We start from the raw sequence: 26,369 nt of genomic DNA, 5'->3' as shown, positions 1-26,369 counted from the left end.
AAGTTCCAGGTTGGCATCATCACATACCGCAACCATAACGGAGTCTGTTTGTCGACGCACCAATTTTCCTTTTCGCAACTGTTGATTGATCGAACTGATCGCGCGCAATGCTCGCGAAGATAGAAACCTAACGGCCTCTCGTTTACGGTTCCCTAATCGCAACCGCAATCGCGTTCGATCATTACTGCGAATGCTTGCTCTGCGCATGCAAGTTCCGCTGCGAAGTTGGCAGCAGGTTAGCACTTGCCGTTCTCGCCGTCGGGATATCATCCGGATTACCCAACTCGGCGCAATGCCGCCCCACCTCCGCCACGCCGACGCCAAAGTCGAACACGAACCTGCGGCTGGAACCTCCGGCGGGGCGCGAGCCCGCCTGCAACAGAATGGAGTTCGCGGCGTTCGCGTTGGCGCTGACCTCCTCGCATGCCAGCGCCGATACGTTTCAGGAAATGTGGATAGGACGGATCGCTCGCGTACCGGCGGACGATCAGGAAGCCTCCGTCTACTGGCAAGACAAATGGAACGTGCGCGGCAAGCGCTTCAAGGCCAACCGCACGCCAGATCGGCGGGCGGCGGTTCGTGCCGCGTCACCGTGTGCCGCCCCGGCGACGAGTATCACTTCTAGACACCTTTCAGCTGCGGCCGAAACCGGCCCGCTGTTGCCGGCGGGTGGCATCGCTCGCGCTTGAATCCGGTAGTCTGGTTCCGTTTTGCTTGATGGCATTTTCCATGAAAAGGTCAGCGGCCGGCGATTGCCATTCTTGCCGTGAGCGCAACCCGCGCCCTCGCCAATGGCACGGGTCCGAGCAGCGGCGCTCTGACCAGCAATTACAGGTCAGATATCACCGACAACATCTGCGCGTCGGCCTGAACTAGCGCTGGGCGGGCCACTAGTCCCCCCGCGATGGGTTGCCCTTAATAGCCGAGCGCACGTCTCCCTGGGGTAGGTGATAGGAGCGGCGCCCGGCTATCGGGCCGCGCGGCGGTGCGGCCCCAACAGGAACTCATTTATGACTTAAGGGAACTTTAAAAAATTGTTGAATCGTAACGATTTTATTACCGATTCAGAGTCCTGACACGGCGTTCGGGAAACCAAAACGGTTCAAATCGAGGGCTGAATGCCTCGGCGCAAGGAACCGAGTATCGGCTGCTGGGCGAGGGCCTGGGCGGACGGCGCGGGCCGCCGATCCCTCGGCTATTCCTCGGAGACCGCCCGAAACGGCAAGTCCACGTCAAGAACCAAGCCCAGGAATACGGCTACGCCGCCGATGACCGCCATCAACTCCAGGAGGATGAAGGCGAACAGCGCGCTCATTCCGATTGCCGCTTTTCTCCAGCCGTTCCACATGGAAATCCCCTTAACACCGAAAATCCTCCGGCGGAGCAAAACGCGAACTTATGGCTAATGTGGAACCCGCCATCCACCGCGTCTTCATCACAATCGGCGCCCGGTCGCCAGCATTGAAGCCGAAGAGGCACCCCGCCAGCATCGCCGCGAGACATCGAAAGGAAAGCGCTATTTCGCGGATCGCTGTGATCGTCCCGCGCAGCATCGGCGAGCGCGTGCGTCTTTGCGGTGTGATGGAATGCCGATCGAGCCGGTATTGCGATCAAGGAGTAGACGAGGCCCGGAGTGCCTAGGAGTCCGGGCCTCGTGGCCTCCAGTGGTAGCGCTCGTCGTGATGAACGAACGCCCTGCCCCCCGCTGCAAGCGACGGCGTTATAGATCGTCATTATCGGTGCGGCCAATCCGTACGAGTACGGTGCGCGGCCGTTGCGCAGTTCTGTGTGACAAATTGATCAGCAGACCGGATTGCAAAGCGACATCCGGGCTGGCGCCATCCGTCATTGCAATGACGCCGGCGCCAAAGTCCGAGATCTGCGGCGAAAGATTACGAGAGCGGTTATGTGCCGTCTCTATCGCTTATCGAACGGAATATACTGATGATACTCCTTCGGCACCGAGCTCCGGTATCGCGCGGGCACCGTGCCCCGATCGATCGAACGGTCGATCTCCTGCTGTCGGGTCATTTTGGCCGGCTTCTTTTTCTTCGGCGCCGCCTTTTTCTCAGCCGCCGCGGTTTCCGGGGCGGCGGTCGACGATGATGCCGCCGGCGCAGTCCCGCCACCCGGCGCATCCTGCGCCAGCGTCGCGCCGACCGGCACAAGTATGAGAGCCGCCGCCGACGCGGCCGCCACGAAATAGGACAGTTTTCGCATGGGAAACTCCAGCTCCGGCCCGTTCCAGCGCGATCCTATTATGTCCGTAGCCGTCCGCACACCGGGATTTTGGCGACGCGGACGACCGCCGCCTGGCTGTGCTTGGTCCGGCTGCAGGTCGTGAAGACGAAGGCGAGCCGGCTGCACTGCCAGTCCGGACCGAGGGCGGCGCTGGCGGCCGGCTCGGGATAAGACACACCGGTCACGATGAAGCCTATGAAGGCCAGCGCGACGACGGCGGCGGTGACGACGAGGTTCTTGCGGGTCCACCAATTGTGGGGCATGGCGGTCGCTCCTGTTTCGGAAGTGCCGGAGAATAGGAACAACCTGCCGCGGTTCCTGTGAACCGGTTCACACTACACGGGTTTGTGCGCAGGCCCGCTGGACGCGGAAATTTGTATAACTCACGTAAACCCGTTGCGGGCGTGCAACCCTTGGTCGACACTGACTATTCGGGTGAAGCGCGTGTGCGGGGCGTGTGATGGACAAGCAGGAAGCGGTTTACGACCATAACAGATATAAGCAATTGCTGGCGGAAGCGGTCGACGAGACCAAGCGGCTCGAACTGATCGAGATCATGATCCGCGAGAAAGCCCGCGACAGGCTGGAGGCGCAGCGGGTCGCAGATCGGGCAGCGATGACGGCCATGACGGTCGCGCGCGTTCTCGGGCAGGCCGGACGTCGCGGCAGCTTCTAGGACGGTGCCGGTCAGTTTTCCGACGCGAACATCACCAGCGAGCCGACCAGACCGATCAGCGCGCAGGCGAGCAGGCTATATTGCACGAACGCCAACTCCACCGGCGGGGATTCGCTCGCCGTGGCCATCTCGTAGAGCAGCCAACCTGATGTAATCCCGCTCATCAGCATCAATTTGGCCCATTTGCTGTTCACGCAAGTCTCCCCTGCTCTACCGGCCCCCTTTCGACGCTGGCATTTTGCCCCGGGTTCACTTACCTAGTCGCCATTCCGCGCCCGTGGCGCGTCCAACCCCAAGAGTGAAAGCGACAAGGCCTTTTTATGAGTGGATTCAAGGAACCGAACTTCGCGGACCGCCAGAAGGCCGCGATGCAGGCGCGGCAGAACATTTTGAACAAGTTTCGCGCCCAGCCGGGACCCGACGATCCCGAGGTGAAGCGCCGTCAGGCCGAGCGCGAGGCCGTCGCCGCCGCCCGCGCCAAGGCGCGAGAGGCAAAGGAAGCCGAAAAGGCCGAGCAGAAGCGTCGCGAGGCCGAGGCCGCCGCGGCGGAGGCCGCCAGGATCGCGCGCGAGAAGGAAGAAGAAGCCGCCAGACAGGCAGCGCTGGAGGCTGAGCAGAAGGCCAAGCGCGACGCCCGTTACGCTGCGCGCAAGAGCAAGGGCAAGAAGCGGTAGGCACGACGCGCATCGCGCCTCTTGCCGGCGACCGATGCAGGCTCTGCTCGTCATTGAGGTCTGGTGCGTAAGCACCAGACCTCAGACGCGCAACTGCGTATCGGAGACTCCTGACATGCTACGCATCGCCCTGGAATGACGGCGGCTCAGTTCTTCTTCATAGCGTCATCTTTTTTCATGCCGCCTTTCATGAGGCCGTCGTGCTTCATGCCGCCGTTCTTCATCATCCCGTCCTCTTTCTTCATCGCGTCCTTGGACATGGACTCCTGCTTCATCCCGTCACCCTTGCCCATCTTGTCCTGAGCGAGGGTCGCGGGCGCGAACGCAAGGCCGAGCGAAACGAGCGCGGCCGAGAGAATGAGGCCGAAGCGGGTCGGGATTGTCATGGGGCGGTCGTCCTTTGCGGTTGAATAGATTCCTCGAAAGCGACATCTGTCGCTTCCCCAACGACGATTCCGCGGCCGGCTTTGTTACCAGCCACATCCCGAGTTCTTCCGAAGTCACGGTTAGTTGAAGCAGCAAATCAATTGGCGCTAACGCTCCGCGGGCGCCCAGGGTTGAACGCGTTATTGGCGGAGTCTTCTGCGAACGGCTGGTCCCGAGCGTACGCTGCAGCCCGTCAGGCTTGCTAAAATCAGGGCTTGCCGCCGCGCGCCGCCTCGACCTCACACGAAAACTACGTCGGATGACGACCGGCTAACATGGGCTCAAACCGGTCGCTGTCATCGACCAAGAACGAATTTGCAGGGGGAAACCATGCTCACACGCCGCCATGTCATTGTAACGGCCCTTGCCGCTCCCGCCGCCCTTCGTTTCGGCACCGGCACAGCCCATGCCGCCACCACGCTGAAGATCTCGCACCAGTTTCCGGGCGGCACCATCGACAAGGGCGACTTCCGCGATCGGCTGTGCCGCATGTTTGCCGCCGAAGTTGCCAAGCGCAGCGGCGGCGAGATCGCAGCCGAGGTCTATCCGAACGCCTCGCTGATCAAGACCAACGCGCAATTCTCGGCGATGCGCAAGGGCGCGCTCGATATCAGCCTCTATCCGATGCCTTACGCCGGCGGCGAATTGCCGGAGACCAATATTGGCCTGATGCCGGGCCTCGTCGCGACCTATGACCAGGGCCTGCGCTGGAAGAAGGAGCCGGTCGGCAAGGCGCTGACCGACTTCCTCGCCGACAAGGGCATTATCCTTCTGACCTGGGTCTGGCAGGCCGGCGGTGTTGCCAGCCGCTCCAAGCCGATCGTCGCGCCGGAAGACGCCAAGGGGCTCAGGGTGCGCGGCGGCTCGCGCGAGATGGACATGGTGCTGCAGACCGCTGGAGCTGCCGTGCTGTCGGTGCCCTCGAACGAAATCTACGCCGCGATGCAGACCGGCGCCTGCGACGCCGGCATCACCTCCTCCACCAGCCTGATCTCGTTCCGCCTCGAAGAGGTCGCGAAATCGCTGACCTCGGGCGCCGGCGCCTCCTACTGGTTCATGCTGGAGCCGCTGATGATGTCGAAGGCAATCTTCGACAAGCTGCCCAAGAACCAGCAGGACATCATCCTGTCGGTCGGCAGCGAGCTGGAAACGTTCGGCCGCAAGGGAGCGCAGGACGACGATATCGAGGTCGCCAAGGTCTATGAGAAGGCCGGCGCCAAGGTCAGCACGCTCGATGTCGCGACCGTCGGCAAGTGGCGGGACATCGCACGTGACACCGCGTGGAAGGACTACAGCGCCAAGACGCCGACGTCGGCGAACCTGCTGAAGCTCGCCAGCGACGTTGCCGCATGATGCATGGTCCGATTCCGGATCAACAGGACCATTCCGAGGCCGCCACGGGCAACCCGCTCGTGGCGACGCTCGACCGGACGCGGCCATATCGGCATCGAGGCCTTTGATGGGGCCGGACGGGGGATGGTAGGTTAGCCACCGTCGCCAACCCCGTCATTGCTTGCGACAAACGCGCAGCGTTTTCGCAAGGGAGCTCGCGACAAGATTGCAAAGCAATTTTGCGCTGAAGCGACGAAGCAATCCTCTTGCGTGGAGGGATGGATTGCTTCGCTTCGCTCGCAATGACAGGGTTGGTTCGCTATTCGCCCAGTACCCCTTGGCAGGCGGCCCCCAAACGCCTCGGCCAATGAGTCATAATCATCGTGCAGCGGTACTAGAGGTAGGATAGCCACCAGTCGCTGCGGCGTTTTTTGATGCCGGCAAACCAGTTGCAAAGCGGATAGAGCGCCGTCACAACCGCAAGCCAGACGGAAAAGACGCCCAGGAGGCCGACGCCGTATCCGTTCGGCTTGTCGGCAGGGAATGGACCAAACAGCCAGCCGGTCTCCGCACCGCTCGCCCACGCGAAGATCACCGCGAGCGCGTGGATGACAAAAACATGAACCACATAATAGAAGAATGGAACGCGGCCGAAGGTGGTGACCCACGCGGCGAACCGGCCGCGTACGTTCTCAACCGCAGCAAGCAGCAGCAATGTCGGTCCGATCGTCATGGCCAGATACAGCAGCGATGGCGGATATTTTTCGCAGTTGATGAAGGACAGCAACGTCGCAATTGCACTGGCTTGAACGCTCCAGGGCGCGGGGTCGCCGTAGACATTGCTCGCCCGCAGCAGGACGAAACCGACCACCGCGACGGTCCCCCATCCAACGAGCCAGCGCGTCCGCTTCGCACGATCGAGCGTGAAGACCGGACCGAGCGCGTAGCCCGCCGCCATCACGCCGATCCACGGGATCAACGGGTAGACCGCGAACCACTTCACGGTGGCGCCGAACTGCAGCAAGGCCGGCTCATGCAGGAAATTCCAGATCGGCGCGGCCGGGCCAAAGGCCTCTGCCTTGATGGGATCGAGTAGATTGTGCGAGGCGATCAAGACGAGCGCGATGGCCGCGACCGCACGGCGCGGCAGAAAGACCAGCACTGAGAGCGCAATCATCGACGCGCCGATAGCGAAGATGACCTGGCTGAAGAAGTAGCCGAGATCGAAGCTGAAGGTCCATGCAAGGCGGACGAGCGTGAGCTCGATCAGTACGAGCCAAATCCCGCGTGTGAGCAGGAAGCGGCTGAGCTGCCGCGTGCTACGGCCGCGCTCACCGTAGAGGAATGCCGAGACACCTGCGAGAAAGACGAAGGCGGGTGCACAGAAATGTGTGATCCAGCGCGTCATGAACAGCGCGGGATCGGTCACGTCGCGCGGGTTGAATCCACCCGGGGCGAAGAAATCGCGCACATGGTCGAGCGCCATCAATACCATCACGAGGCCGCGCACGAGGTCGACGGAATCGATGCGCGTGCGCGCCGCCGTCTGCCCGGCGATTCCGTTCCTCGCCTGGCCGGTCCAGGACAGGCCTCCCCGTTGCCCGGCTTCGAGGCTCGCATTCATGATTTAATCCTCCCAGCGCACAAGTACGGCAAAGGTGCCGCGGGAGTTTCAGTCCGGCTGCCGCGCCGGCGTCTCAGCTCGCCAGCCGATGGTGTTAACGCTTGAGCGCGAGGGATTCATCAAAAGGCAACCGCGCAGCCCCCGCAGCATCGAACTGCTCGTTGATCCTGCCAGAGCTACTTTGATCCCCGATTCAACCTGTCATAATCCCTGTGCAGCGGTACTAGCGCCCCGCACGCGCCGCTATCGATCCGCCACCCACGACCTGCAGCAGGTCCGTCCGCACCGCCTCAATGTGCTGCTCCAGAAACCGGCAGGCCTCTTCGATCTGCTTTGCCCGGCACAGCGCGATCAGGTGGGCGTGCTCTTTTTCGGCCGTCCCCATCGCCTTGGTGTTGGAGAGCTGCAGGCGCGTGTAACGGTCGCTGGTCTGCAGCAGCGCCACGACGATCGCCTTGGTGCGCGGCTGCCGCGCGTGCACGTACATCGCCATATGGAAATCGGCATTGAGCCGCCCCCATTCGGCGACGTTGCGCGCCTTGATCGCTTTCTCGAAGCGTTTGTGGATATCGTCCAGTCCGGCAAAATCCCCTGCCGCAAAGTGCGGCGCCGACTGCGCCAGCAGCCGCGGCTCCATGATCCGGCGCAGGTCGAACACGTCGTTGATCTCGTCCAGCGACAGCTCGGAGACGATCGCGCCCTTTTGCGGAACGATACGCACCAGCCCTTCGGCCTCGAGCTGAAACAGCGCCTCGCGCACAGGAATACGGCTCACGCCGTACGTATCGCCCAAAGCGTCCTGCCGCAGTTGAGAGCCGGCCGGATAGGTACCATCGAGAATGGCCTGCCTGAGCTGGTCGACGATCGCCGCCGACAGCGTCCGGTGCTTCAGAGGGCTTTTCATTTGATCTTCCGTCGTCATCGCCGGCCTTTCTGATCGAGGCGGCACAATTTTCGCACGTTGACGTGGTGCCGACCCAGCAAAAGCTGAAGCGGCTCCACAATCTCCATTTGACAAGATTGTATAAATTATACATTTTGCAAGTGCACGACAAATTGCGGGGGCAGCGGGCTCATATGACCGAGCAGACGATTGCGGATGCGCCGGCGTTCAGCGCACGGCGGATCGTTATCAGGGCCTCCAGTCTCCTGCTCGCTTTAGAGCGCATCGCCTTGATGGGGCTGATGTATCTGCTGACGGCGCTGATCCTGGTGAACGTCGTCACCCGCTATTCGCACTTCCCGATCTACTGGATCGATGAATCGGCGGTCTATTGCGTGGTCTGGCTGACCTTCATCGGCGCCTCCGCGATGACGCGGCTGCGGCTCGACTTCGCCGTCTCCATGATGACCGAACGTCTCTCGGCGCAGAATCAGAAGCTCGCGAAGATCATGGCAACAAGCATGGTCGTGGTGTTCGGCGTGGCGCTGATCATCACCTGCTTCCTCTGGATGGATCCGATCGGTCTCGCCCGCGCCGGCTTCGACGCGCGCAAGCTCGCCGCCGAGACCTTCAACTTCCTCTACACCGAGCGCACGCAGACGCTGAACTGGCCGACCTGGGTGGTCTACCTGACGCTGCCGATCTTCGCGGTGTCGATGACCATGCATGGTTTGGCAAACCTGCTCGAAGATCTCGAACTGGTGCCGCGGACCCCGCCGAAGGGCTTTCAGCTCTCCGAACTCGACGGGGTCAACTGATGCTCACGTCGGCTGCCTTTATCGCGATCATGCTGGTCGGCGTGCCGATCGGGCTATGTCTCTGCCTTGCGGGGTTCGTCTACATCATCGCATCGGGCAACCCCGTGCTGTTCCAGTCCTACCCGCTGCAGCTTTTCGGCGGCGTCGACAGCTATGGCCTGATCGCCATCCCGCTCTTCATCCTGATCGGCGAGATCATGAATGGCGGCGGCATCACACGCCGCATCGTCGACATGGCGATGGCTTTTGTCGGCTCGCTGAAAGGCGGGCTGGCCTACGTCAACATCCTCGCCAACATGTTCATCTCCTCGATCCTGGGATCTGCCACCGCTCAGGTCGCGATCATGGCGCAGATCATGGTGCCGGAGATGGAGAAGAAGGGCTACGACAAGACGTTTGCCGCAGGACTGACCGCCTATGGCGGCATGCTGGGGCCGATCATTCCGCCGTCGGTGATGTTCGTCGTCTACAGCGTGCTGGCGCAGGTATCGGTCAGCGACATGCTGATTGCCGGCATCGTGCCGGGCGTGATCCTGACCGCGATGTTCTGCATCGTCATCGCGCTGATGGGATACATCTACAATTACCCCAAGGCTGATTATCAGACCCCGCGGCAGCGGGTAGCAACGATCCTGCGGACATCGCCGACGCTGCTGATCCCCATCGTGATCGTCGGCAGCATTTTGGGCGGGCTCGCCAACGCGACGGAATCTGCCGCCGTCGGTGCAGTGGCCGCTGCGCTGATCGGCAAATACTGGACCAGGGAGTTCGAGTTCTCGCAATTGCCGCAGATGATGCTGCGCGCCGGCATCTACTCGGCCATCGTGCTGTTCCTGGTCGCAGCCGCCGCCGTGTTCTCCTGGGTACTGATCTTCGGCAAGGTGCCGCAGGAAACGGCAGGCTGGATCCAGTCGGTCGCCAAGGATCCTGTCAGCTTCATGCTCCTTTGCAACGTGATCCTGCTGATTATCGGCACGGTCATCGACGGCATTCCCGGCCTGATCATGACGGTGCCGATCCTGCTGCCGATCGCGACCGAGATCTATCACATCGATCCGCGCCAGTTCGGTGTCGTCGTGGTGATCAACCTGGTGCTCGGATTGCTGTCGCCCCCGGTCGGTCTCTGCTTCTTCGTCGCAGCCGCGGTGACCGGCGCCAAGCCCGGCAAGATGTTCATGGTGACGCTGCCGCTGTTCGGCATCTCCTGCATCCTGCTGGTGCTGCTCTCGCTCTACCCGTCCCTCTCCCTCGTCCTCATCAAGTAGGTCCAAACCCTCAAGGAGCCCTTGCCATGTCCCTTTCCCGTCGCCGCTTCCTTGCCGCCAGCGCGGCTGTGCCGCTGTACGCGCCGTCACTGGCGCTGGCCCAGGCCAAGGAATTTCGCCTCGGCCTGATCACGCCCAACGGCCATTCCTGGAACAAGGCGGCGCTGAAACTCGGCGACGATCTGAAAGCGGCGACCAACGGCCGGCTGACCATGACGGTGTTTCACTCCGGCCAGCTCGGCAATGAACCGGCGATGATGCAGCAATTGCAGTCCGGCGCGCTCGACATGGGCTTCATCCAGGCCGCCGAGCTCGGCTCGCGCGTGCCGCATATCGCGGCGATCAACGCGCCCTACATCGTGCGCTCGACGCCTTCGGTCGCCAAATTCGTCCGCCATCCGGCGGCGATCAAGCTGTTCGACGTGCTGCCTCAGGAAACCGGAACGATCGGCCTCGGCTGGGGCATCACCGGCATGCGCGCGGTGTTCTCGTCCAAGGACCTGGCGTCATTGGCCGATATCAAGGGCATGAAGCTGCGCATCAATCCGACGCCAGTCTATCGCGATTTCTATTCGTCGCTGGGCGCCGCGCCGACGCCGATCCCGACGCCGCAGGTGTTCGATGCCATGGCAAACGGCCAGGTCGACGGGCTTGAGGCGGATCTGGAGTTCTCCTGGAACCAGCGCTTCGACAAAGTGTCAAAAGTCATCCTGCAGATGAACGCCGTCTTCATGCCGATGGCCGCCGTCGTCTCCGGCCGCGTCTGGCAGTCGCTGCCGGCGGCTGACCGCGAGCTGATCACCAAGACGGTCAAGTCGACGCTCGACGCGCAGATCGACGAGCTGGCCGGCAATGAGCCCAAGCTGATCGAGAATTTCAAGAGCGCGCCGATCCCGATCCGCCAGGTCGATGCCAAGGATACCGAGGCCGTCATTGCCGAGTTCGACAAGATCTGGCTGCCAAAAGCGCCCGTTCTCGCCGAACTGCGCAAGGTCGGCGCGACGCTCTGATCCCATCCGTCATTTTCAAGCCCCCAGAGCCCGGCGGATTCGACAATCCGCCGGCATAATTCCAATCGGAGCCAAGCAATGAGCCCACGCATTTCCTGGGAAGGCGTCTTCCCGGCCGTTACCACGCAGTTCAACGACGACCTTTCGCTCAATATTGACGCCACCGCCAAGGTGATGGACGGCCTGATCCGCGACGGCGTTTCCGGACTGATCGTCTGCGGCTCGGTCGGCGAGAACACCTCGCTGGAGCGCAAGGAAAAGATCGCCATCATGGAGACGGCCAAGTCGGTCGCGGCCGGCCGCGTCCCCGTGCTGTGCGGCATCGCCGAGTTCACCACAGCCTTTGCCGTCGAAACCGCCAAGGAGGCCGCCCGCGTCGGCATTGACGGCGTGATGGTGATGCCGGCGCTGGTCTATTCGTCCAAGCCGCACGAAACCGCCGCGCATTTCCGCTCGGTCGCCAGCGCGACCGACCTGCCCGTGATGCTCTACAACAACCCGCCGATCTACAAGAACGACGTCACGCCGGACATTCTGGCGTCGCTCGCCGATGTGGAAACGGTGGTGTGCTTCAAGGACTCCTCCGGCGACACACGGCGTTTCATCGACACCCGCAACATGGTCGGCGATCGCTTCGTGCTGTTCGCCGGCCTCGACGACGTCATTGTCGAGAGCGTGGCCATGGGTGCCGTCGGCTGGGTCTCCGGCATGTCGAACGCCTTCCCGCGCGAAGGTGAGACCCTGTTCCGCCTCGCCAAGGCGGGGCGCTATGCCGAGGCAATGCCGCTCTACGAATGGTTCATGCCGCTGCTCCACCTCGATGCCCGTCCGGACCTCGTCCAGTGCATCAAGCTGTGCGAGCACATCATGGGCCGCGGCACCGCGCTGACCCGCCCGCCGCGGCTGGCGCTGCTGCCGCACGAGAAGGCGGAGGTCGAGGCGATGATGGCGAAAGCCCTGAAGAACCGGCCGCTGCTGCCGAACGTCGGGCTGAAGGCCGCGTAAGTGGTCTACTTGGCGGCCCGCATCTTCGCATTCAACGCTGCCGCCACGCGGCTGACCGGCGGACGGCCGATCAGCCCGCTCACGACGTTGGTCGCCGCGACCAGCTTTGCCATATCGACGCCGGTCGAAATCCCCATGCCTTCGAGCATGTAGACGACGTCTTCCGTCGCGACATTTCCCGTCGCGCCGGGGGCGTAGGGGCAACCGCCGAGACCGCCGGCGGCGGAATCGATCACGCGGCAGCCCTCCTCCATTCCGGCGTAGAGGTTGGCGAGCGCTTGTCCATAGGTGTCGTGGAAATGCATGGCGAGATTGGCCATCGGCACGTGGCCGGCCACCGCGCGCAGCAGTTGCCGCGCTTTCAAGGGCGTGCCGACGCCGATGGTGTCGCCGAGCGAGATTTCGTAGCAGCCGAGATCCCACAGCACTTTTGCGACATCGACCACGGCCTGCGGCTTGATCTCGCCCTCATAGGGGCAGCCGAGCACAGTGGAAATGTAGCCGCGCACGCGAACACCGTCGGCCTTGGCGCGGGCCAGCACCGGCTTGAAGCGCTCGATCGATTCCGCGATCGAGCAATTGATGTTGGCGCGTGAAAAGCTTTCCGATGCCGCGGCGAACACGGCGATCAGTTTCGCGCCCGCGGTCTGTGAGGCCTCATAGCCCTTGTCGTTCGGCACCAGCACGGGCAATTCGCATTCCGTATGGTGGCTAACACCGCGCAACACTTCGGCCGACCCGACCATCTGCGGAATGGCCTTGGGCGACACGAACGCGCCGACCTCCACCGCCCTAAGCCCGGCGCCGATCAGCGCCTCGACGAAGGCGATCCGATCGGCGACGCTGATCGGGGTCTTCTCGTTCTGCAGCCCGTCGCGCGGGCCGACTTCGACGATGTGGACAGTATCGCTCATGATGCCGCCGCCGGTTCGAGTTCGGCAAGTTCGACGCCTTCGCCGACGATATCGCCGACCTTGCACCTGATTTTTTTCAAGGTGCCGGCAAAGGGCGCACGCAGGGTCTGCTCCATCTTCATGACTTCCAGTGTCAGGATCGCGGCGCCTTTTTCCAGCGTCGCGCCCTCTTCGGCCAGCAGCGCCACCACGGTGCCCGGGAGCGGCGCCACGATCTTGTCCTCGCCGACCAGTTCCTCGGTCTCGCCACCGAACGGATCGACCCAGTGCAGCTCGAAGCGGCCATTCCGGGTGCGCAGGTAAAGCTCGTGGCCCTCGATCACGGCGGTAACGCGCGATTTCATGCCGTCGATCGTCAGGTCGAAACTCCCGCCATCCGCGGACGACGTCGTGAAAACGAATTCGTGCTTGCCGATCGAAACCGTCGACGGCCCGTTGCCATAGTGCAGCGTCACCTTCTGTTCGGCGCCCTGCCCGTGGCGGAACGAGAACACCCGCTTGCGCTGGCCAACCGGCATCCAGCCAAACGTCTGCCACGGCGAATGCGCTTCCTTGAGCGCAGTCTTCCGTTCGTCATTGACGATGGCGGCGACTGCGGCGCAAAGCTCAAGATCGCCTGTTATACCCGAGGCTTCCGTCAGCTTCTTCAGCTCGCGCTCGATGAAACCCGTGTCGATGGTGTTGGCGCGCACGTTCGGATGGGTGATCAGCGCCGACAGGAACGGGATATTGGTGACGATGCCGCGGACGTCAGTCTCTTCCAGTCCGCGGTTGAGACGCTCAATGGCGGCCTGCCGTGTCGGCGCCCATGCGATCACCTTGGCCAGCATGGCGTCGTAATAGGGCGACACCGCATCACCGTCGCGATAGCCGGAATCGATGCGCAAACCATCGACTGCGTCCGGCGTGCGCCAGGTCCGGATCCGGCCGACCGATGGCATAAAGTTCTTCTGCGGATTTTCCGCATAGACCCGCGCCTCGATGGCGTGGCCGTTCAACCTGATCTCGTTTTGCGCCAGCGGCAGCTTCTCGCCAAACGCCACCCGCAACTGCCATTCGACGAGATCGACGCCGGTAATCAACTCGGTCACGGGATGCTCGACCTGCAGGCGGGTGTTCATTTCGATGAAGAACACTTCCTTGCCGTCGGAGACGAACTCGATGGTGCCGGCGCCGACATAGTTCACCGCGGCAGCCGCCTTGCGCGCGGCGGCGCACACGGTCTCGCGCTGCGTGGCGTCGAGTGTCGGCGACGGTGCTTCCTCGATCACCTTCTGGTGCCGCCGCTGCAGCGTGCACTCGCGCTCCCACAGCGAGAGCAGATTGCCATGGCTGTCGCCAATGATCTGCACCTCGATATGCCGGGGATTTTGCACGAATTTTTCGATCAGCATGCGGTCGTCGCCGAATGCCGCCTTGGCCTCGCGCTTGGCGCTGACGATCGCCGCTGCAAGCTCGCCAGCCGAATTCACCACGCGCATGCCGCGCCCGCCGCCACCGGCGGATGCCTTCACCAGCACCGGGAAGCCGATCGCATCTGCGGCCTTTGCCAATGTCGCCTCGTCCTGGGCCTCGCCGTGATAGCCGGGCACCAAGGGCACCCCCGCCTTCTCCATCAGCGCTTTCGAGCCCGACTTTGAGCCCATAGCCGTCATCATCTCGGCGGTCGGGCCGACGAACACGAGGCCGGCGTTCAGACACTCCTGCGCGAATTCGGCATTCTCCGACAGGAAGCCATAGCCGGGATGCACCGCCTCGGCGCCGGTCTGGCGCGCGGCTTCGATCACGCGCTCGATGTTGAGATAGCTGTCGCGCGCCCGCGCCGGCCCGAGCAGCACAGCTTCATCAGCCATGGCGACATGCATGGCGTCGCGGTCCGCCTCGGAATAGACGGCGACGGTGCGCAGGCCCATGGCACGGGCGGAGCGAATGACACGGCAGGCGATCTCGCCACGGTTGGCGATCAGGAGCGTCCGGAAACGCCGGTAGAGCTTTGCGCGGTCCATCATCACATCCTGAACAGGCCAAACTTCGTGGGTTCGATCGGCGCATTGGCGGCGGCCGACAATCCAAGGCCGAGCACCAGGCGTGTGTCGGCGGGGTCGATCACGCCGTCGTCCCACAGCCGCGCGGTGGCGTAATACGGATTGCCCTGATGTTCGTATTGCGCGCGGATTGGACTGCGGAATTTATCTTCTTCCTCGGCCGACCAGCTCTCGCCCTTGGCCTCGATATTGTCGCGGCGGACCTGGCTCAGCACCATGGACGCCTGCTCGCCACCCATCACGGAGATGCGCGCGTTCGGCCACATCCACAGGAAGCGCGGAGAGTAGGCGCGGCCAGACATGCCGTAATTGCCGGCGCCGTAGGAGCCGCCGATCACGATAGTGAACTTTGGCACGCCTGCAGTTGCGACCGCAGTCACCAGCTTGGCGCCGTCGCGCGCGATGCCGCCGGCCTCGTATTTCTTGCCGACCATGAAGCCTGTGATGTTCTGCAGGAACACCAGCGGGATATTGCGCTGGCAGCACAGTTCGATGAAGTGCGCGCCCTTCAGCGAACTCTCGCTGAACAGGATGCCGTTATTGGCAATGATGCCGACCGGATAGCCCCAGATATGAGCAAAGCCGCAGATCAGCGTCGTGCCGTAGAGTTTCTTAAACTCGTCGAATTCGGAGCCGTCGACGATCCGGGCGATGATGTCGTGGACGTCGAACGGTTTTCTGCCGTCGGAGGAAACCACGCCGTAGATTTCCTCGGCCGGAAACAGCGGCTCCCGCGGCTCGCGCATGTTCAGGTTAGCGCGTGTCGGCTGCTTCAGCGTGGCGACGATACGCCGGGCGATCCCGATCGCATGGGCATCGTTCTGCGCGTAGTGATCGGTGACGCCGGAATGGCGGGAATGCACATCGGCGCCGCCGAGTTCTTCGGCCGTCACCACCTCGCCGGTGGCAGCCTTCACCAAGGGCGGTCCGCCGAGGAAGATGGTGCCCTGGTTGCGCACGATGATGCTCTCGTCCGACATGGCAGGCACATAGGCGCCGCCCGCGGTGCACGAGCCCATCACGATGGCGATCTGCGGAATGCCCATCGAGGACATCTGCGCCTGGTTGTAGAAGATGCGGCCGAAATGCCGCTCGTCCGGAAATATCTCGTCCTGCATCGGCAGGAACGCGCCGCCGGAATCGACCATGTAGACGCAGGGCAGATTGTTCTGTCGCGCGATGTCCTGCGCGCGCAGATGCTTCTTCACGGTCATCGGGTAATAGGTACCGCCCTTGATGGTGGCGTCGTTGGCGACGATGACGCATTCCCTGCCCGAAATGCGCCCCACGCCGGTGATGACGCTGGCGGAATGGACGTCGCCGCCATAGAGGCCGTGGGCCGCGAGCGGCGACAATTCCAGAAAGGCAGTGCCGGGGTCGACCAGCAGGTCGACGCGCTCGCGCGCCAGCATCTTGCCGCGCGAGGTATGCCGCTTGCGGGAAGCCTCGCCGCCGCCGCCGGAGACCACCTTCAGCTTCTCGCGAAGCTCCGCTACCAGGCCACGCATGACGTCGGCGTTGCGGGCAAATTCGGAGGATTTGGGATCGATGGTGGAATGAAGCGGCATGGTCGGCGTTTTCTCAAAAATGCTGGAGTGCCTGGGATGGCTTCAGGACGGTCGGGACAGCCCGTTCGACGAGGATGCGGCAGCCTGTACTATCTTTGCACCGATGTGAAGTTCAGGCGGTCTTTTCGAACAGTTCCCGTCCGATCAGCATGCGACGGATTTCGCTGGTGCCGGCGCCGATCTCGTAGAGCTTGGCGTCGCGCAATAGCCGCCCGGTCGGATAGTCGTTGATGTAGCCGTTGCCGCCGAGGAGCTGGATGGCGTCGAGCGCGCATTGCGTGGCTTTTTCCGCGGCGTAGAGAATCGCGCCCGCGGCGTCCTCGCGCGTGGTCTCGCCGCGGTCGCACGCTTTTGCCACCGCGTAGACATAGGCCCGCGAGGCGTTCATGGTGGTGTACATGTCGGCGATCTTGCCCTGCACCAGTTGGAACGTCCCGATCGGCTCGCCGAACTGCTTGCGCTCGTGGACGTAAGGCAGCACCACGTCCATGCAGGCCTGCATGATGCCGATCGGGCCTGCCGCCAGCACCGCGCGCTCGTAGTCGAGGCCGGACATCAGCACGTTGACGCCGCGGCCGACCTCGCTCAGCACATTCTCCTCGGGGACTTCGCAATCCTCGAACACCAGTTCGCAGGTATCGGAGCCGCGCATGCCGAGCTTGTCGAGCTTTTGCGCAGTGGAAAATCCCTTCATGCCCTTCTCGATGATGAAGGCGGTCATGCCGCGCGGGCCGGCATTGGGATCGGTCTTGGCGTAGACCACGAGCGTATCGGCCACCGGGCCGTTGGTGATCCACATCTTGTTGCCGTTCAGCACAAAACGGTCGCCCTTCTTGTCGGCGCGGGTCTTCATCGAGACCACGTCACTTCCGGCGCCTGGCTCCGACATCGCCAGCGAGCCGACATGCTCGCCGGAGATCAGCTTCGGCAGGTATTTGCGCTTCTGCGCCTCGTTGCCGTTGCGGCGGATCTGGTTGACGCAGAGGTTGGAATGGGCGCCGTAGGACAGACCCACGGAAGCTGACGCCCGCGACATCTCTTCCACCGCGATGCAGTGCTCGAGATAGCCGAGGCCGGCGCCGCCATATTCCTCTTCCACCGTGATGCCGTGCAGGCCGAGCGCACCGATCCTAGGCCAGAGGTCGCGCGGAAACTGATTGCTGCGGTCGATCTCGGCGGCGCGCGGCGCGATCTCGTTCTGGGAGAACGCGTGCACGGTCTCGCGGATCGCATCCGCGGTCTCGCCAAGGTCGAAATTGAGCAGCAGCGCCCGGTTCGAGGCCATCATTCCCTCCGCAGTGTTGTTCTGGAATTAAACGATCATACGTTTTTTTACTATCCCTGCAAGTAGAACCACAGAAAGGCTCAAGCACACGACCAGACTATTGAATTTACTACTGTTTCGTGTCAGAATTATACGATCACCCGCTCGTTTCACGACGGCGACCTCCTTCCCTTTCCAGAGGCCCAATGGCGCGGACGATCGGCTCACACGGCCCCAAGACGATGGAGGCGATCCGCAAGGCCGGGCTGCGCCTGATCTTCGAGCACGGCTACGCCGCCATGAGCCTGCGCCAGCTCGCGGCCGAGGTAGGGATCCAGTCGGGCTCGCTCTACAACCATATCAGTACCAAGCAGGAATTGCTGTTCGATCTGGTGCGGGACCACATCAACGAACTGCTGCGTCAGCTCGATCGCGCGCTCCAGGGCAAGCAGCAGCCGTCCGACAAGCTCCGCGCCTTCGTCGCCTTCCACGTCACCTACCACATGACCAAGAAGCGCGAGGTCTTCATCGCCAATTCCGAGCTGCGTAGCCTGGAGCCGAAGAACTATGAAGAGATCGTGGCGCTGCGCGGCGCCTACGAACAGCGGCTCGCCGCCATCCTTGCAGAGGGCGTGGCGGAAGGCGAGTTCGAGGTGGTCGACGTCCAGGTCGCGACCTTCGCGATCCTGGCTTTGCTGACCGGCCTCACCACCTGGTACCGGCCCGGCGGCCGGCTCACCAAGGAGGCCATCGTCGCCGCCCACGAAAAACTGGTGCTGTCGAGCGTCGCCCCGGCTGGAACGCCTGATCGGGCAACCCTGCGCGCCCCCTCCCCGCGTGGCGAGTTGGAGCGCCGCTGAGATGCCCACGACGGAACATCACGCCCTCGACGAAATCGACCTGAGGATACTGGCCGAATTGCAGAAGGATGGACGCATCCGCAACAATGAGCTGGCTGAAAGGGTCGGCCTCTCGGAGCCGCCGTGCCGACGACGGGTTCGCTCCTTGCGCGAGCGCGGCTATGTCAGTGCCATCAGAGCTACGCTGGACGAAAAACTGCTGGGATACGAGGTCATTTCCTACGTATTGATTCAGTTGCAGAGCCAGGCTCAGGCGACGTTGCAGGCGTTCGAAAAATCGATCGCGGCCATGCCGCTGGTGCAACAGAGCTGGCGGATTTCGGGCGATGCCGACTATCTGCTCAAATGCGTGGCGCGGAACGTCGAGGGCACGCACCAGCAGCTTCTGCAATTTTCTGCGATGCCCGAGGTCCGCCACATCCGAACCTTCCCGGTGCTCGGCGTCGCCAAGGATGCGCCGCTGCCGTTGCCCCGCGCCCCCTCGGCATCTGGCCCGGCGCAATAGCCCACCAAACCTGGCGTCGCACGGAAACGCGCCGGTCTGCCCCCTAGTGGGTCCAGGGCTCGACGCGCTTGAAGGCGAAATTGTCGGCGTAGGCGGCCGGCCGGCGCACCGAATCCTTGGGCTCGATCACCTGGTAGGCAATGCCCTTGCGCTCGCAATAGGCGATCGCGTCTTCCTTGGTGTCAAAGTGCAGGGTGAGCTGCTGTTTCATGTCTACCGAAGAGGTCCATCCCATCAGGGGCTCGATCGCGCGGGGCTGCTCGGGCTCGTAGTCGAGCTGCCATTCCCGGGTCTTGGCCCTGCCCGATTGCATCGCGTTTTTGGCGGGCTTGAAAATGCGTGCGGTCATGGATGGTTGAGTCCTCAGGCGATATGCGACACGGTAGCGGTTGGTGGAAACACCCGGGATAGTATAGAGACACCTTTCAGGAAATTTGATCGGTGATTCCTGCAAACCCGGATGTACCATTACCGTACCGGTATAGTCATTATGCCGTACTGTGACAATCTAGGGACATCGGGCCGCCGGCCCCCGGTCTTGCGGCGCGATCTCCCGAAAGCAGCAGTTCGAAGCGGCACCCATGAAAATCAACGCCACCCTGCCAGAAAAAGGACGCGACCTCCGGCTCGACCTGTTTCGCGGGGTCGCGAACTGGGCGATCTATCTGGACCATATCCCCGACAACGTCGTGAACTGGATCACCACCCGCAATTACGGGTTTAGTGACGCCGCCGACCTCTTCGTTTTCATTTCCGGCTATACCGCCTCATTCGTCTACGCCCGGATGATGCTGGAACGCGGCTTCATCGTCGGCGCCACGCGGCTGACCAAGCGCGTCTGGCAGCTCTATGTCGCCCATATCATCCTGTTCGTGATCTATATCGCCTCGATCAGCTATCTCGCCTTGCGGTTCGGCGATTCCCAACTGGTCAACGACTTCAACGTCGCCGGCCTGATCGACAACGCGACCGAAACGCTGCGGCAGGGCCTGTTCCTGAAATTCAAGCCGGTCAATCTCGACGTGCTGCCGCTCTACATCGTGCTGATGGGCCTGTTCCCGCCGGTGCTCTGGTTCATGCTGCGCCAGCCCAACTTGACCATGCTGGCCGCCATCGTGCTGTGGCTGGTGTCGCGGCAGACCGGCTGGAACCTGCCGGCCTACCCGACCGGACACTGGTACTTCAATCCGTTCGCCTGGCAGGTGCTGTTCGTGTTCGGCGCCTGGTGCGCGCTCGGCGGCGCCCGCAAGAACCTGCACATCATCAACTCGCCGATCACACTGTATTTCTGCATCGCCTACATGATCCTGGCGCTTGTCATGACCATGGCCGGCAGGTTTCCGACGTTCGGCGAGATGTTCCCGCAGTGGCTGTATTCGATGTTCAACCCGAACGACAAGACTAACCTCGCGCCCTACCGCTTTCTGCACTTCGTGGTGATCGTGATCCTGGTCATCCGCTTCGTGCCGAAGGAATGGCCGGGGCTGGAGTGGAGGATCTTCGATCCGCTGGTGGTTTGCGGCCAGCAGTCGCTGGCCGTGTTCTGCGTCGGCGTGTTCCTGTCGTTCGTCGGGCACTTCGAGCTGTCGCTGAGCTCAGGCTCGCTGTTCGCGCAGATCTTCGTCAGCGTGACCGGCATCGCGATCATGACCATCGTCGCCTACTACATTTCCTGGTCGAAGCGGCAGGACAAGCCGCTCAAGCCGCCGGCGCCGAAAGCCACCCCAGCGGCTTCCGGCTGAGGCGCGGCAGCCGGCGTCAGGCCGGCTGCGCCGTCGAGGCCACCAGCGTGCGCACGTCGGCGTAGACGTTGAGTACCGGCGCCACCACTTTGTGCATCGCGTTCTTCGATACGATGGTGTCGTGGATGACGAGATGATCGACGCCGGTGGTCAGGAAGCAATTCACGGCATCCTGCGGCGTTTCCACGATCGGCTCGCCCTTGATGTTGAATGAGGTGTTGATCAGCACGGGAACGCCGGTCAGCGCTTCGAACTCCTTCAGCAGGCGGTAGAGCATCGGATTGGTTTGTTCGCGTACGGTCTGCACGCGCGCGGTGCCGTCGACATGCACGATCGCCGGAATTTTGTCCCGCCACTCGGGACGTACCGGCTTGGCGATCAGCATGAAGGGCGAGTCTTCGTCGCCTTCAAAAATTTCCTTCATGCGCTCGGCCAGTACGATTGGCGCGAAGGGCCGGAATGCCTGCCGATGCTTGACGCGGCTGTTGAGGATATCTTTCATCTCGGGTTTGCGCGGATCAGCCAGCAGGCTGCGGTTGCCGAGCGCGCGCGGCCCGAATTCCGACCGGTCCTGAAACCAGCCGATCACCTTCTGGTCGGCCAGCAGCTTGGCAGTGTCGCGGCAGACATTGTCGCTGCGCACTGCATCGGCCTGGATACGCACCAGAAACTTTTTCAATTCCTTGGCGGCGTCCTGATCGCAATAGCGCCGGCCGACATAGGAATGATCCATCACGAAATCGCGGCGCTGCTTCAGGATTTCGAGCCAGCCGTAATAGGCGCAGCCGATCGCGATGCCGTCGTCGCCGGCCGCGGGTTGGATCCAGACGTTGTCGAATCCGGCCTCGCGGGCCACCCGGCCGTTCGCCACGCAATTCAGCGCAACGCCGCCGGCCATGCAGAGATTCTTGGCGCCGGTGGTTTCGCGCAGCCAGCGGGCGCGGGCCAGCAGCACGTTTTCGGTGTCGTCCTGCGTGCGCCAGGCTAGATCCTCCCAGTGCCGCATCGCGGGGTTCTTTTCCCAGTTGCTGCCGGGTTCGAACACATAAGGTTGCTTGAAGTCGGTAGCGTTCCAGTGCGGTACCTGCAGCTTGTCGCCGTTCATTTCGAGCAGATGCTTGACCTGGTCGCGGCGGCCATAGGGTGCCAGGCCCATCAGCTCGCCGCATTTATTCCAGTCGCCGAAGATATAGGTCGAAGCGCGGCTGTAGAGCGCGCCGAGCCCGGGCATGTTGTAGAATTCGTCGCTGAGGAAGCCGCGGTCCGGCTCCATCCAGACCTTCTTGACGCACTCCAGCGTCTTGCCGCTGAACTTGTAGTAGCTCTCGGATTCCCGTGCCAATGGCGTCGCCGTGTCGGCGGGCGGATAGGATTCCATGACGTCGGACTGGTAGCTGCCGACGCCATCGACGATCATCACGACGCCATCTTCGAACGGCGACACCGCAAACGCACTATAGGCATGCGCCAGATGGTGGGAGATCGTGACAACCTTGTCCGAATGCTTCAGATAGAGCGGATGCTTGGCCGCATCGCCGCGCTCGAAGTCCGGCAGGAAGCCCGGCGCGTCGAAATAGACCAGCCGCTCCTCCATTTCCGGGACCGGCAGGATGTAGCAGTTGCGCACGACGAGATCGACGTCGTCGAGCGTAATGCCCTCGGCCTCGAGGCAATAGTCGATCACTTCTTTGTAGAAGCCGGAGGCGTGCTTGGCGCGGGTGATCCGCTCCTTGGCGATCGCGAACGCGATGGCGCCGTCGCGCAACAGACAGGCGCTGACATCATGGTCATAAGTGTTCAGGCCAAGGACGTAAGTGTGTTTTTTGGACATGGGTACTCGTTAGGAGAGGATCATCTTGCGCTGAAAAATGGAGATCGTGTCGACATCAAGTTGTTGGCGTGGCCTCGCGGAATTTTTTCAGAATTCTAAGTTCCTGCAGTGCACAATCCCAAGTGTTCATCCAGTATTCAGATAGATGAACGGCGCAAGAAGCCGCGACAGATCGGCCGTAACTTGACCTTACCTGCCCTTCTTAATAAAGTCCCAAAAGCCCGAAAGAACCTTAGTGAAAATATTGTCTTAGCGCATCCGAACCGAAGGCTTTCTCACGCGTCTAAGTGAGCTAGTACAGAAGTTCAGATGTTCGGAAGTGACCGGGAGATCCTCGTATGGCTAAACGCTATAATATCCTGACCCGCTGCCTTGCAGCACTGGCCCTGTTGTTCGTCTATGTGGCCAGCACCTCTGCCATTCTGGTGGGCGGGACAACGACGTCCGCGCAGGCCTATCGCGGCGGCCGCGGCTATCGCGGTGGCCGTGGCTTTTATCGCGGCGGTCGTGGCTTCTATCGCGGCGGCCGAGGCTATTACGGCCGAGGCTATGGCTTCTATGGCGGCGGTCCCCGCTGCTGGTGGAATCCCTACGGCGTTCGCGTCTGCAGGTGGTGACATAGATCGATCGCTGTCAGATCAGACGCGATCATGCTGGGAATCAGGCGTGCCGACCGGCACGCCTTTTTCTTTTGGGTAATCGATTCTGGCAGCGTTGGCCGTGCCCGACCTAACTTGCAAGCCGCGGAATCAATTTAAGCGCGTTGCCACGCTCGATCGACGCGACCTGTTCGTCCGTGAACACGCCTGCCTCGCGCAATCCTTTCACATGATCGCTGCCGGTGCGGTACGGGAAATCCGTCCCGAACACGATCTGCGACGGCGGGATGATGGCCGCCAGCGCCGACATCGAACCGCGGTTGGAGGTCTGGGCAGTGTCGTAGAAGAAGCGCTTGAGCTCCGCGAGCGTGCCATCAGGCACGGTCTCCTTGGCCTTCGGCGCCAGCAGCGGATGCCGGACGAAGCGCTCGATCAGAAACGGCATCGTTCCGCCCGCATGCGAGAAGATCCAGCGAATATCGGGAAACCGCCGCGCATTGCCGGAAAAGACGATGTCGGCGATGGTGCGCGTCGTGTCGGTGCCGAACTCGATTATGACGGGCGGCTGCGTCGGCACCAGATTCGCGCAGCAATTGGCCGCCGTCGGATGGGTGTAGACCAGCGTCTTGCGCCGATTGAGCTCCTCCATCACCGGCAGGAACAGCGGATCGCCAAGCCACTTGTCGCCATAGCTCGTCATCAAGGCGATTCCATCGGCCTTGAGCGTATCGAGCGCATATGTCAGCTCGCGCAGGCTGCCTTCGGCGTCGGTGAGCGGCAGCATCGCGAAATTGCCGAAGCGCCCGGGATAATCGGCAACCAGTTTCGCGGCATACTCGTTCGACTCGCGGCAGAGCTTTCGCGCGGTGTCGCCCTTGGTGAAATTGACCGCCGGCGTGGTGACTGAGAGCATCGAGGTGGCGATGCCGGCCTTGTCCATGTCAGTCAGCGATTTCTCGATCGTCCAGTTCTTCATCAGCGGATCGCCAAAACCCGCATCGTTCGACGCCGTCACATAGGTCGGCGGCGATAGATGATGATGGACGTCAATTCGGAACGGTTTTCCGTCGGCGGTTTGTGCGTCGGCGCCGCCGCGTCCCATGGCAGCGGTCAAGGCCAGCGCGCCGGCACCGAGCATGAAGCCGCGCCGGCTGGGCGTAAAGAGCGACGGAGTTGCTGGACCACAGCAGAAGCATCCCCGCAAACGCGGCGCGCGCAAATCCGTCATTCGTTCTCTCCCGGTTTTTTGTTTGTTGTTGCGTAAACCTTCAGCCGTCGAGAATGGCGACCGCCCGGGTCCAGCCGGCCGAGGCGCGCTCGATCTTCACCGGGAAGCACGACACCATGAACCCGGTCGAGGGCAGTTGCTCGAGATGGTGCAGCTTTTCGAGGTGGCAATAGCCGATATGGCGGCCGGCCTTGTGGCCTTCCCAGATCAGGCTGGCGTCTTTGGTCTCGGCATATTTCTTTGCCGTGTAGACGAACGGCGCGTCCCAGCTCCAGCCGTCGATGCCGGTCAGCCGCACGCCGCGCTCCAGGAGATACATCGTCGCCTCGTAGCCCATGCCGCAGCCGGAGGCGACGTAATCGGGCCTTCCGTATTTGGCACCAGCGCTGGTGTTGACCACCACGATCTCCAGCGGCGACAACGTATGACCGATGCGCTTGAGTTCGGCTTCAACATCCTTGGCGGTCGCGACATAGCCATCAGGCAAATGCCGGAAGTCGAGCTTCACGCCCGGCTGAAAACACCATTCCAGCGGCACCTCGTCGATGGTCCATGAACGCTCGCCGCGGTTCATGGTGGGATGGAAGTGCCAGGGCGCATCGAGATGCGTGCCGTTATGGGTGGAGAGCGATACCTGCTCCACTGCCCAGCCCTGGCCGTCAGGCAGATCTTCCGCCTTCAGCCCGTCGAAGAACTGCAGCATGCGCGGCAGGCCCTGCTGGTGATCGATGTACTGGATGGTCGGGTGATTGCCGGGCGGATCGGCCGGCACGTCGTTTTGCAGGGGAACGGAGATGTCGATCAGTTTGCGCGTCATGGCGTTTCCTAAGGCTTGATGTTCTTTTTGGTTAGCGTCGCCGGAACAGACTATTGCCGCTCGACCCGGTTCTTCAAAATGCCGATCTTTTCGATCTCGAGCTCGATCGTATCGCCGTGCTCGAGATACCAGCCGAGTTCGAGGCCGCAGCCATTGCCGACAGTGCCGGATCCGATGAACTCGCCGGGCATCAGGGTTTCATCCTTGCTGACATGGGCGATGATCTCCTCGAACGAGAATAGCATGCCTTCGCTGACCCCTTGCGAGCGCCTCTCTCCGTTGACGCGCGCTTCCATCTTCAATTTATAGGGATCGCCGATCTCGTCCGGCGTGACGATCCACGGCCCCATCACGTTGCCGCCGTCGAAACTCTTGCCTTTCGCCGGTCCGAGCCGCCCTTCCATTTCGATGCGTTGGGCATCGCGCGCGGAAAAGTCGTTGAAGATGGTGTAGCCGAAGATGTGATCCTTGGCCTTGGCCGCCGTAATGTTGGCGCCCTTGTTCCTGGTGACGATGCCGAACTCGAGCTCGTAGTCCATCACCTGACTGTAGCGTGGCCATTTCACGGTCGTGTTGGTGCCGCGAACGCTGAAACGGTTGGTGATGTAGTAGATCGGCTGCTTGCGATAGACCTCCGGCAGCTCGCCCAGCGGCTCGGCCTCGATCCGCGCCAGTTCGGCCATGTCGCCTTTGGCGCGCGCGGCGAGCTTGAGCTGCCCGCGCGGGGCCTGCAGGATGTGCAGCGGGAACGACATGCCGTCGCGCATCTGCCGCGGCTCGGGGATCGGCGCAAGGATTTCCGCCGTCGCCACCGGTATCGACAAGCTCTCGTCCTTGCCATGCTTATCGAACGCCGCTGCTGCCGCTTCGAGCGCGGCGTCTCCGGTATCGATCAATGCCAGCATCGAGGCAAACGCCGGGTTGGCGCTTCCGCTTCGGCGGGCGGCGGCTGTGAGGTCGAAAAGGCGCGTATCGCCTCCATGCACGATTCCGATCTTTTCCTGGCCGCCGGATTTGAATGTCGCGAGTTTCACTGGACGCA

Annotated in this window: 28 protein-coding genes; 12 read left to right on the top strand and 16 right to left on the bottom strand. The window is 62.4% G+C overall.

Annotated elements, in window-relative coordinates:
• The first annotated feature begins 383 nt into the window (after positions 1 to 383).
• Positions 384 to 689: a hypothetical protein gene (locus tag ACH79_RS32010; protein WP_161854514.1), complete on the top strand. Its 306-nt coding sequence runs from the start codon at positions 384 to 386 to the stop codon at positions 687 to 689.
• Between the two features lie 506 nt (positions 690 to 1,195).
• Here ACH79_RS32010 and ACH79_RS32005 read toward each other — a convergent pair.
• The 3 genes from ACH79_RS32005 to ACH79_RS31995 form a co-directional block, all read right to left on the bottom strand.
• Positions 1,196 to 1,348, bottom strand: a complete 153-nt coding sequence (locus ACH79_RS32005; RefSeq protein ID WP_161854513.1) for a hypothetical protein — start codon at positions 1,346 to 1,348, stop codon at positions 1,196 to 1,198.
• Between the two features lie 569 nt (positions 1,349 to 1,917).
• The gene (locus ACH79_RS32000) at positions 1,918 to 2,220 is read right to left on the bottom strand and encodes a hypothetical protein (protein WP_161854512.1); all 303 of its coding nucleotides are present in this window, start codon (positions 2,218 to 2,220) and stop codon (positions 1,918 to 1,920) included.
• A 38-nt stretch (positions 2,221 to 2,258) separates the two neighbouring features.
• Positions 2,259 to 2,504, bottom strand: a complete 246-nt coding sequence (locus ACH79_RS31995) for a hypothetical protein (protein WP_161854511.1) — start codon at positions 2,502 to 2,504, stop codon at positions 2,259 to 2,261.
• A gap of 197 nt (positions 2,505 to 2,701) precedes the next feature.
• Between ACH79_RS31995 and ACH79_RS31990 the strand changes: the two genes are divergently transcribed.
• The gene (locus ACH79_RS31990; RefSeq protein ID WP_161854510.1) at positions 2,702 to 2,917 is read left to right on the top strand and encodes a hypothetical protein; all 216 of its coding nucleotides are present in this window, start codon (positions 2,702 to 2,704) and stop codon (positions 2,915 to 2,917) included.
• Between the two features lie 11 nt (positions 2,918 to 2,928).
• Here ACH79_RS31990 and ACH79_RS31985 read toward each other — a convergent pair whose 3' ends face one another.
• The gene (locus ACH79_RS31985) at positions 2,929 to 3,111 is read right to left on the bottom strand and encodes a hypothetical protein (RefSeq protein ID WP_161854509.1); all 183 of its coding nucleotides are present in this window, start codon (positions 3,109 to 3,111) and stop codon (positions 2,929 to 2,931) included.
• 126 nt (positions 3,112 to 3,237) lie between these two features.
• On the opposite strand from ACH79_RS31985, the gene ACH79_RS31980 reads away from it, so the two are divergent.
• Positions 3,238 to 3,591 carry a DUF6481 family protein gene (locus tag ACH79_RS31980; RefSeq protein ID WP_161854508.1) on the top strand — a complete coding sequence of 118 codons (354 nt, stop codon included), beginning with the start codon at positions 3,238 to 3,240 and terminating at the stop codon, positions 3,589 to 3,591.
• A gap of 146 nt (positions 3,592 to 3,737) precedes the next feature.
• On the opposite strand, the gene ACH79_RS31975 is transcribed toward ACH79_RS31980, so the two are convergent.
• Complete coding sequence (locus tag ACH79_RS31975) at positions 3,738 to 3,977, bottom strand: pentapeptide MXKDX repeat protein (protein WP_161854507.1); 240 nt, start codon at positions 3,975 to 3,977, stop codon at positions 3,738 to 3,740.
• Between the two features lie 370 nt (positions 3,978 to 4,347).
• Here ACH79_RS31975 and dctP point away from each other — a divergent pair, with 370 nt between their 5' ends.
• Entirely contained in the window at positions 4,348 to 5,370 is a 1,023-nt protein-coding gene (dctP, locus tag ACH79_RS31970; RefSeq protein ID WP_161854506.1) for a TRAP transporter substrate-binding protein DctP, read from the top strand.
• 373 nt (positions 5,371 to 5,743) lie between these two features.
• Here the strand turns inward: dctP and ACH79_RS31965 are convergent, their stop codons facing one another.
• Together ACH79_RS31965 and ACH79_RS31960 are read right to left on the bottom strand one after the other, a co-directional pair.
• Entirely contained in the window at positions 5,744 to 6,973 is a 1,230-nt protein-coding gene (locus tag ACH79_RS31965) for a DUF1624 domain-containing protein (protein ID WP_161854505.1), read from the bottom strand.
• Between the two features lie 223 nt (positions 6,974 to 7,196).
• Positions 7,197 to 7,877: a GntR family transcriptional regulator gene (locus ACH79_RS31960; RefSeq protein ID WP_161856665.1), complete on the bottom strand. Its 681-nt coding sequence runs from the start codon at positions 7,875 to 7,877 to the stop codon at positions 7,197 to 7,199.
• 173 nt (positions 7,878 to 8,050) lie between these two features.
• Between ACH79_RS31960 and ACH79_RS31955 the strand changes: the two genes are divergently transcribed.
• From ACH79_RS31955 to ACH79_RS31940, 4 genes are all read left to right on the top strand, one after another.
• On the top strand, positions 8,051 to 8,674 hold the full coding sequence (locus tag ACH79_RS31955; RefSeq protein WP_161854504.1) for a TRAP transporter small permease: 624 nt from the start codon (positions 8,051 to 8,053) through the stop codon (positions 8,672 to 8,674).
• The gene (locus tag ACH79_RS31950) at positions 8,674 to 9,939 is read left to right on the top strand and encodes a TRAP transporter large permease (RefSeq protein ID WP_161854503.1); all 1,266 of its coding nucleotides are present in this window, start codon (positions 8,674 to 8,676) and stop codon (positions 9,937 to 9,939) included. Before ACH79_RS31955 ends, ACH79_RS31950 begins: the two co-directional genes overlap by 1 nt.
• Before the next feature lie 26 nt (positions 9,940 to 9,965).
• On the top strand, positions 9,966 to 10,949 hold the full coding sequence (locus tag ACH79_RS31945; protein ID WP_161854502.1) for a TRAP transporter substrate-binding protein: 984 nt from the start codon (positions 9,966 to 9,968) through the stop codon (positions 10,947 to 10,949).
• Between the two features lie 78 nt (positions 10,950 to 11,027).
• Positions 11,028 to 11,954 carry a dihydrodipicolinate synthase family protein gene (locus tag ACH79_RS31940; protein WP_161854501.1) on the top strand — a complete coding sequence of 309 codons (927 nt, stop codon included), beginning with the start codon at positions 11,028 to 11,030 and terminating at the stop codon, positions 11,952 to 11,954.
• A gap of 5 nt (positions 11,955 to 11,959) precedes the next feature.
• On the opposite strand, the gene ACH79_RS31935 is transcribed toward ACH79_RS31940, so the two are convergent.
• From ACH79_RS31935 to ACH79_RS31920, 4 genes are all read right to left on the bottom strand, one after another.
• Positions 11,960 to 12,868, bottom strand: coding sequence for a hydroxymethylglutaryl-CoA lyase (locus ACH79_RS31935; RefSeq protein WP_161854500.1), 909 nt, complete (start codon positions 12,866 to 12,868; stop codon positions 11,960 to 11,962).
• Positions 12,865 to 14,874 (bottom strand): acetyl/propionyl/methylcrotonyl-CoA carboxylase subunit alpha, encoded by a 2,010-nt coding sequence (locus ACH79_RS31930; RefSeq protein ID WP_161854499.1) that lies wholly within the window; start codon positions 14,872 to 14,874, stop codon positions 12,865 to 12,867. The genes ACH79_RS31935 and ACH79_RS31930 overlap by 4 nt, the downstream gene beginning before the upstream one ends.
• Before the next feature lie 2 nt (positions 14,875 to 14,876).
• The gene (locus ACH79_RS31925; RefSeq protein WP_161854498.1) at positions 14,877 to 16,481 is read right to left on the bottom strand and encodes a carboxyl transferase domain-containing protein; all 1,605 of its coding nucleotides are present in this window, start codon (positions 16,479 to 16,481) and stop codon (positions 14,877 to 14,879) included.
• Between the two features lie 112 nt (positions 16,482 to 16,593).
• Positions 16,594 to 17,766, bottom strand: a complete 1,173-nt coding sequence (locus ACH79_RS31920; RefSeq protein ID WP_161854497.1) for an isovaleryl-CoA dehydrogenase — start codon at positions 17,764 to 17,766, stop codon at positions 16,594 to 16,596.
• 185 nt (positions 17,767 to 17,951) lie between these two features.
• Here ACH79_RS31920 and ACH79_RS31915 point away from each other — a divergent pair, with 185 nt between their 5' ends.
• Positions 17,952 to 18,605 carry a TetR/AcrR family transcriptional regulator gene (locus ACH79_RS31915; protein ID WP_161854496.1) on the top strand — a complete coding sequence of 218 codons (654 nt, stop codon included), beginning with the start codon at positions 17,952 to 17,954 and terminating at the stop codon, positions 18,603 to 18,605.
• 1 nt (position 18,606) lies between these two features.
• Entirely contained in the window at positions 18,607 to 19,110 is a 504-nt protein-coding gene (locus tag ACH79_RS31910; RefSeq protein WP_161854495.1) for an Lrp/AsnC family transcriptional regulator, read from the top strand.
• A 43-nt stretch (positions 19,111 to 19,153) separates the two neighbouring features.
• Here ACH79_RS31910 and ACH79_RS31905 read toward each other — a convergent pair whose 3' ends face one another.
• A complete protein-coding gene (locus ACH79_RS31905; protein WP_161854494.1) occupies positions 19,154 to 19,459 on the bottom strand; it encodes an ETC complex I subunit in 306 nt (101 codons plus the stop codon).
• A gap of 232 nt (positions 19,460 to 19,691) precedes the next feature.
• Here ACH79_RS31905 and ACH79_RS31900 point away from each other — a divergent pair, with 232 nt between their 5' ends.
• Positions 19,692 to 20,852, top strand: a complete 1,161-nt coding sequence (locus ACH79_RS31900; protein WP_161854493.1) for an OpgC domain-containing protein — start codon at positions 19,692 to 19,694, stop codon at positions 20,850 to 20,852.
• Positions 20,853 to 20,868: 16 nt separating this feature from the next.
• Here the strand turns inward: ACH79_RS31900 and ACH79_RS31895 are convergent, their stop codons facing one another.
• Complete coding sequence (locus ACH79_RS31895; RefSeq protein ID WP_161854492.1) at positions 20,869 to 22,683, bottom strand: carbamoyltransferase C-terminal domain-containing protein; 1,815 nt, start codon at positions 22,681 to 22,683, stop codon at positions 20,869 to 20,871.
• A gap of 338 nt (positions 22,684 to 23,021) precedes the next feature.
• Here ACH79_RS31895 and ACH79_RS31890 point away from each other — a divergent pair, with 338 nt between their 5' ends.
• Positions 23,022 to 23,300 carry a hypothetical protein gene (locus ACH79_RS31890; protein WP_161854491.1) on the top strand — a complete coding sequence of 93 codons (279 nt, stop codon included), beginning with the start codon at positions 23,022 to 23,024 and terminating at the stop codon, positions 23,298 to 23,300.
• Between the two features lie 112 nt (positions 23,301 to 23,412).
• Here the strand turns inward: ACH79_RS31890 and ACH79_RS31885 are convergent, their stop codons facing one another.
• The 3 genes from ACH79_RS31885 to ACH79_RS31875 are packed head-to-tail and all read right to left on the bottom strand — an operon-like array spanning position 23,413 to position 26,361.
• Positions 23,413 to 24,510 (bottom strand): amidohydrolase family protein, encoded by a 1,098-nt coding sequence (locus ACH79_RS31885; RefSeq protein WP_161854490.1) that lies wholly within the window; start codon positions 24,508 to 24,510, stop codon positions 23,413 to 23,415.
• A 40-nt stretch (positions 24,511 to 24,550) separates the two neighbouring features.
• Positions 24,551 to 25,327, bottom strand: a complete 777-nt coding sequence (locus ACH79_RS31880) for a cyclase family protein (RefSeq protein ID WP_161854489.1) — start codon at positions 25,325 to 25,327, stop codon at positions 24,551 to 24,553.
• Positions 25,328 to 25,377: 50 nt separating this feature from the next.
• Positions 25,378 to 26,361, bottom strand: a complete 984-nt coding sequence (locus ACH79_RS31875) for a fumarylacetoacetate hydrolase family protein (RefSeq protein WP_161854488.1) — start codon at positions 26,359 to 26,361, stop codon at positions 25,378 to 25,380.
• Positions 26,362 to 26,369 lie beyond the last annotated feature (8 nt).

It is taken from the genome of Bradyrhizobium sp. CCBAU 051011 (genome assembly GCF_009930815.1).
Lineage (GTDB): Bacteria > Pseudomonadota > Alphaproteobacteria > Rhizobiales > Xanthobacteraceae > Bradyrhizobium.
The sequence above is the reverse complement of the archived record's forward strand: the minus strand, read 5'-3'. Positions and strand labels throughout refer to the sequence as shown.

Coding starts and splice junctions, on each gene's coding strand:
- ACH79_RS31940 (WP_161854501.1), top strand. CDS start 11,028: ATGAGCCCACGCATTTCCTGGGAAGGCGTCTTCCCGGCCGTTACCACG.
- dctP (WP_161854506.1), top strand. CDS start 4,348: ATGCTCACACGCCGCCATGTCATTGTAACGGCCCTTGCCGCTCCCGCC.
- ACH79_RS31950 (WP_161854503.1), top strand. CDS start 8,674: ATGCTCACGTCGGCTGCCTTTATCGCGATCATGCTGGTCGGCGTGCCG.
- ACH79_RS31925 (WP_161854498.1), bottom strand. CDS start 16,481: ATGCCGCTTCATTCCACCATCGATCCCAAATCCTCCGAATTTGCCCGC.
- ACH79_RS31900 (WP_161854493.1), top strand. CDS start 19,692: ATGAAAATCAACGCCACCCTGCCAGAAAAAGGACGCGACCTCCGGCTC.
- ACH79_RS31895 (WP_161854492.1), bottom strand. CDS start 22,683: ATGTCCAAAAAACACACTTACGTCCTTGGCCTGAACACTTATGACCAT.
- ACH79_RS32005 (WP_161854513.1), bottom strand. CDS start 1,348: ATGTGGAACGGCTGGAGAAAAGCGGCAATCGGAATGAGCGCGCTGTTC.
- ACH79_RS31910 (WP_161854495.1), top strand. CDS start 18,607: ATGCCCACGACGGAACATCACGCCCTCGACGAAATCGACCTGAGGATA.
- ACH79_RS31885 (WP_161854490.1), bottom strand. CDS start 24,510: ATGACGGATTTGCGCGCGCCGCGTTTGCGGGGATGCTTCTGCTGTGGT.
- ACH79_RS31995 (WP_161854511.1), bottom strand. CDS start 2,504: ATGCCCCACAATTGGTGGACCCGCAAGAACCTCGTCGTCACCGCCGCC.
- ACH79_RS31980 (WP_161854508.1), top strand. CDS start 3,238: ATGAGTGGATTCAAGGAACCGAACTTCGCGGACCGCCAGAAGGCCGCG.
- ACH79_RS32000 (WP_161854512.1), bottom strand. CDS start 2,220: ATGCGAAAACTGTCCTATTTCGTGGCGGCCGCGTCGGCGGCGGCTCTC.
- ACH79_RS31945 (WP_161854502.1), top strand. CDS start 9,966: ATGTCCCTTTCCCGTCGCCGCTTCCTTGCCGCCAGCGCGGCTGTGCCG.
- ACH79_RS31960 (WP_161856665.1), bottom strand. CDS start 7,877: ATGAAAAGCCCTCTGAAGCACCGGACGCTGTCGGCGGCGATCGTCGAC.
- ACH79_RS31905 (WP_161854494.1), bottom strand. CDS start 19,459: ATGACCGCACGCATTTTCAAGCCCGCCAAAAACGCGATGCAATCGGGC.
- ACH79_RS31930 (WP_161854499.1), bottom strand. CDS start 14,874: ATGGACCGCGCAAAGCTCTACCGGCGTTTCCGGACGCTCCTGATCGCC.
- ACH79_RS32010 (WP_161854514.1), top strand. CDS start 384: ATGGAGTTCGCGGCGTTCGCGTTGGCGCTGACCTCCTCGCATGCCAGC.
- ACH79_RS31890 (WP_161854491.1), top strand. CDS start 23,022: ATGGCTAAACGCTATAATATCCTGACCCGCTGCCTTGCAGCACTGGCC.
- ACH79_RS31915 (WP_161854496.1), top strand. CDS start 17,952: ATGGCGCGGACGATCGGCTCACACGGCCCCAAGACGATGGAGGCGATC.
- ACH79_RS31965 (WP_161854505.1), bottom strand. CDS start 6,973: ATGAATGCGAGCCTCGAAGCCGGGCAACGGGGAGGCCTGTCCTGGACC.
- ACH79_RS31975 (WP_161854507.1), bottom strand. CDS start 3,977: ATGACAATCCCGACCCGCTTCGGCCTCATTCTCTCGGCCGCGCTCGTT.
- ACH79_RS31920 (WP_161854497.1), bottom strand. CDS start 17,766: ATGGCCTCGAACCGGGCGCTGCTGCTCAATTTCGACCTTGGCGAGACC.
- ACH79_RS31935 (WP_161854500.1), bottom strand. CDS start 12,868: ATGAGCGATACTGTCCACATCGTCGAAGTCGGCCCGCGCGACGGGCTG.
- ACH79_RS31955 (WP_161854504.1), top strand. CDS start 8,051: ATGACCGAGCAGACGATTGCGGATGCGCCGGCGTTCAGCGCACGGCGG.
- ACH79_RS31880 (WP_161854489.1), bottom strand. CDS start 25,327: ATGACGCGCAAACTGATCGACATCTCCGTTCCCCTGCAAAACGACGTG.
- ACH79_RS31990 (WP_161854510.1), top strand. CDS start 2,702: ATGGACAAGCAGGAAGCGGTTTACGACCATAACAGATATAAGCAATTG.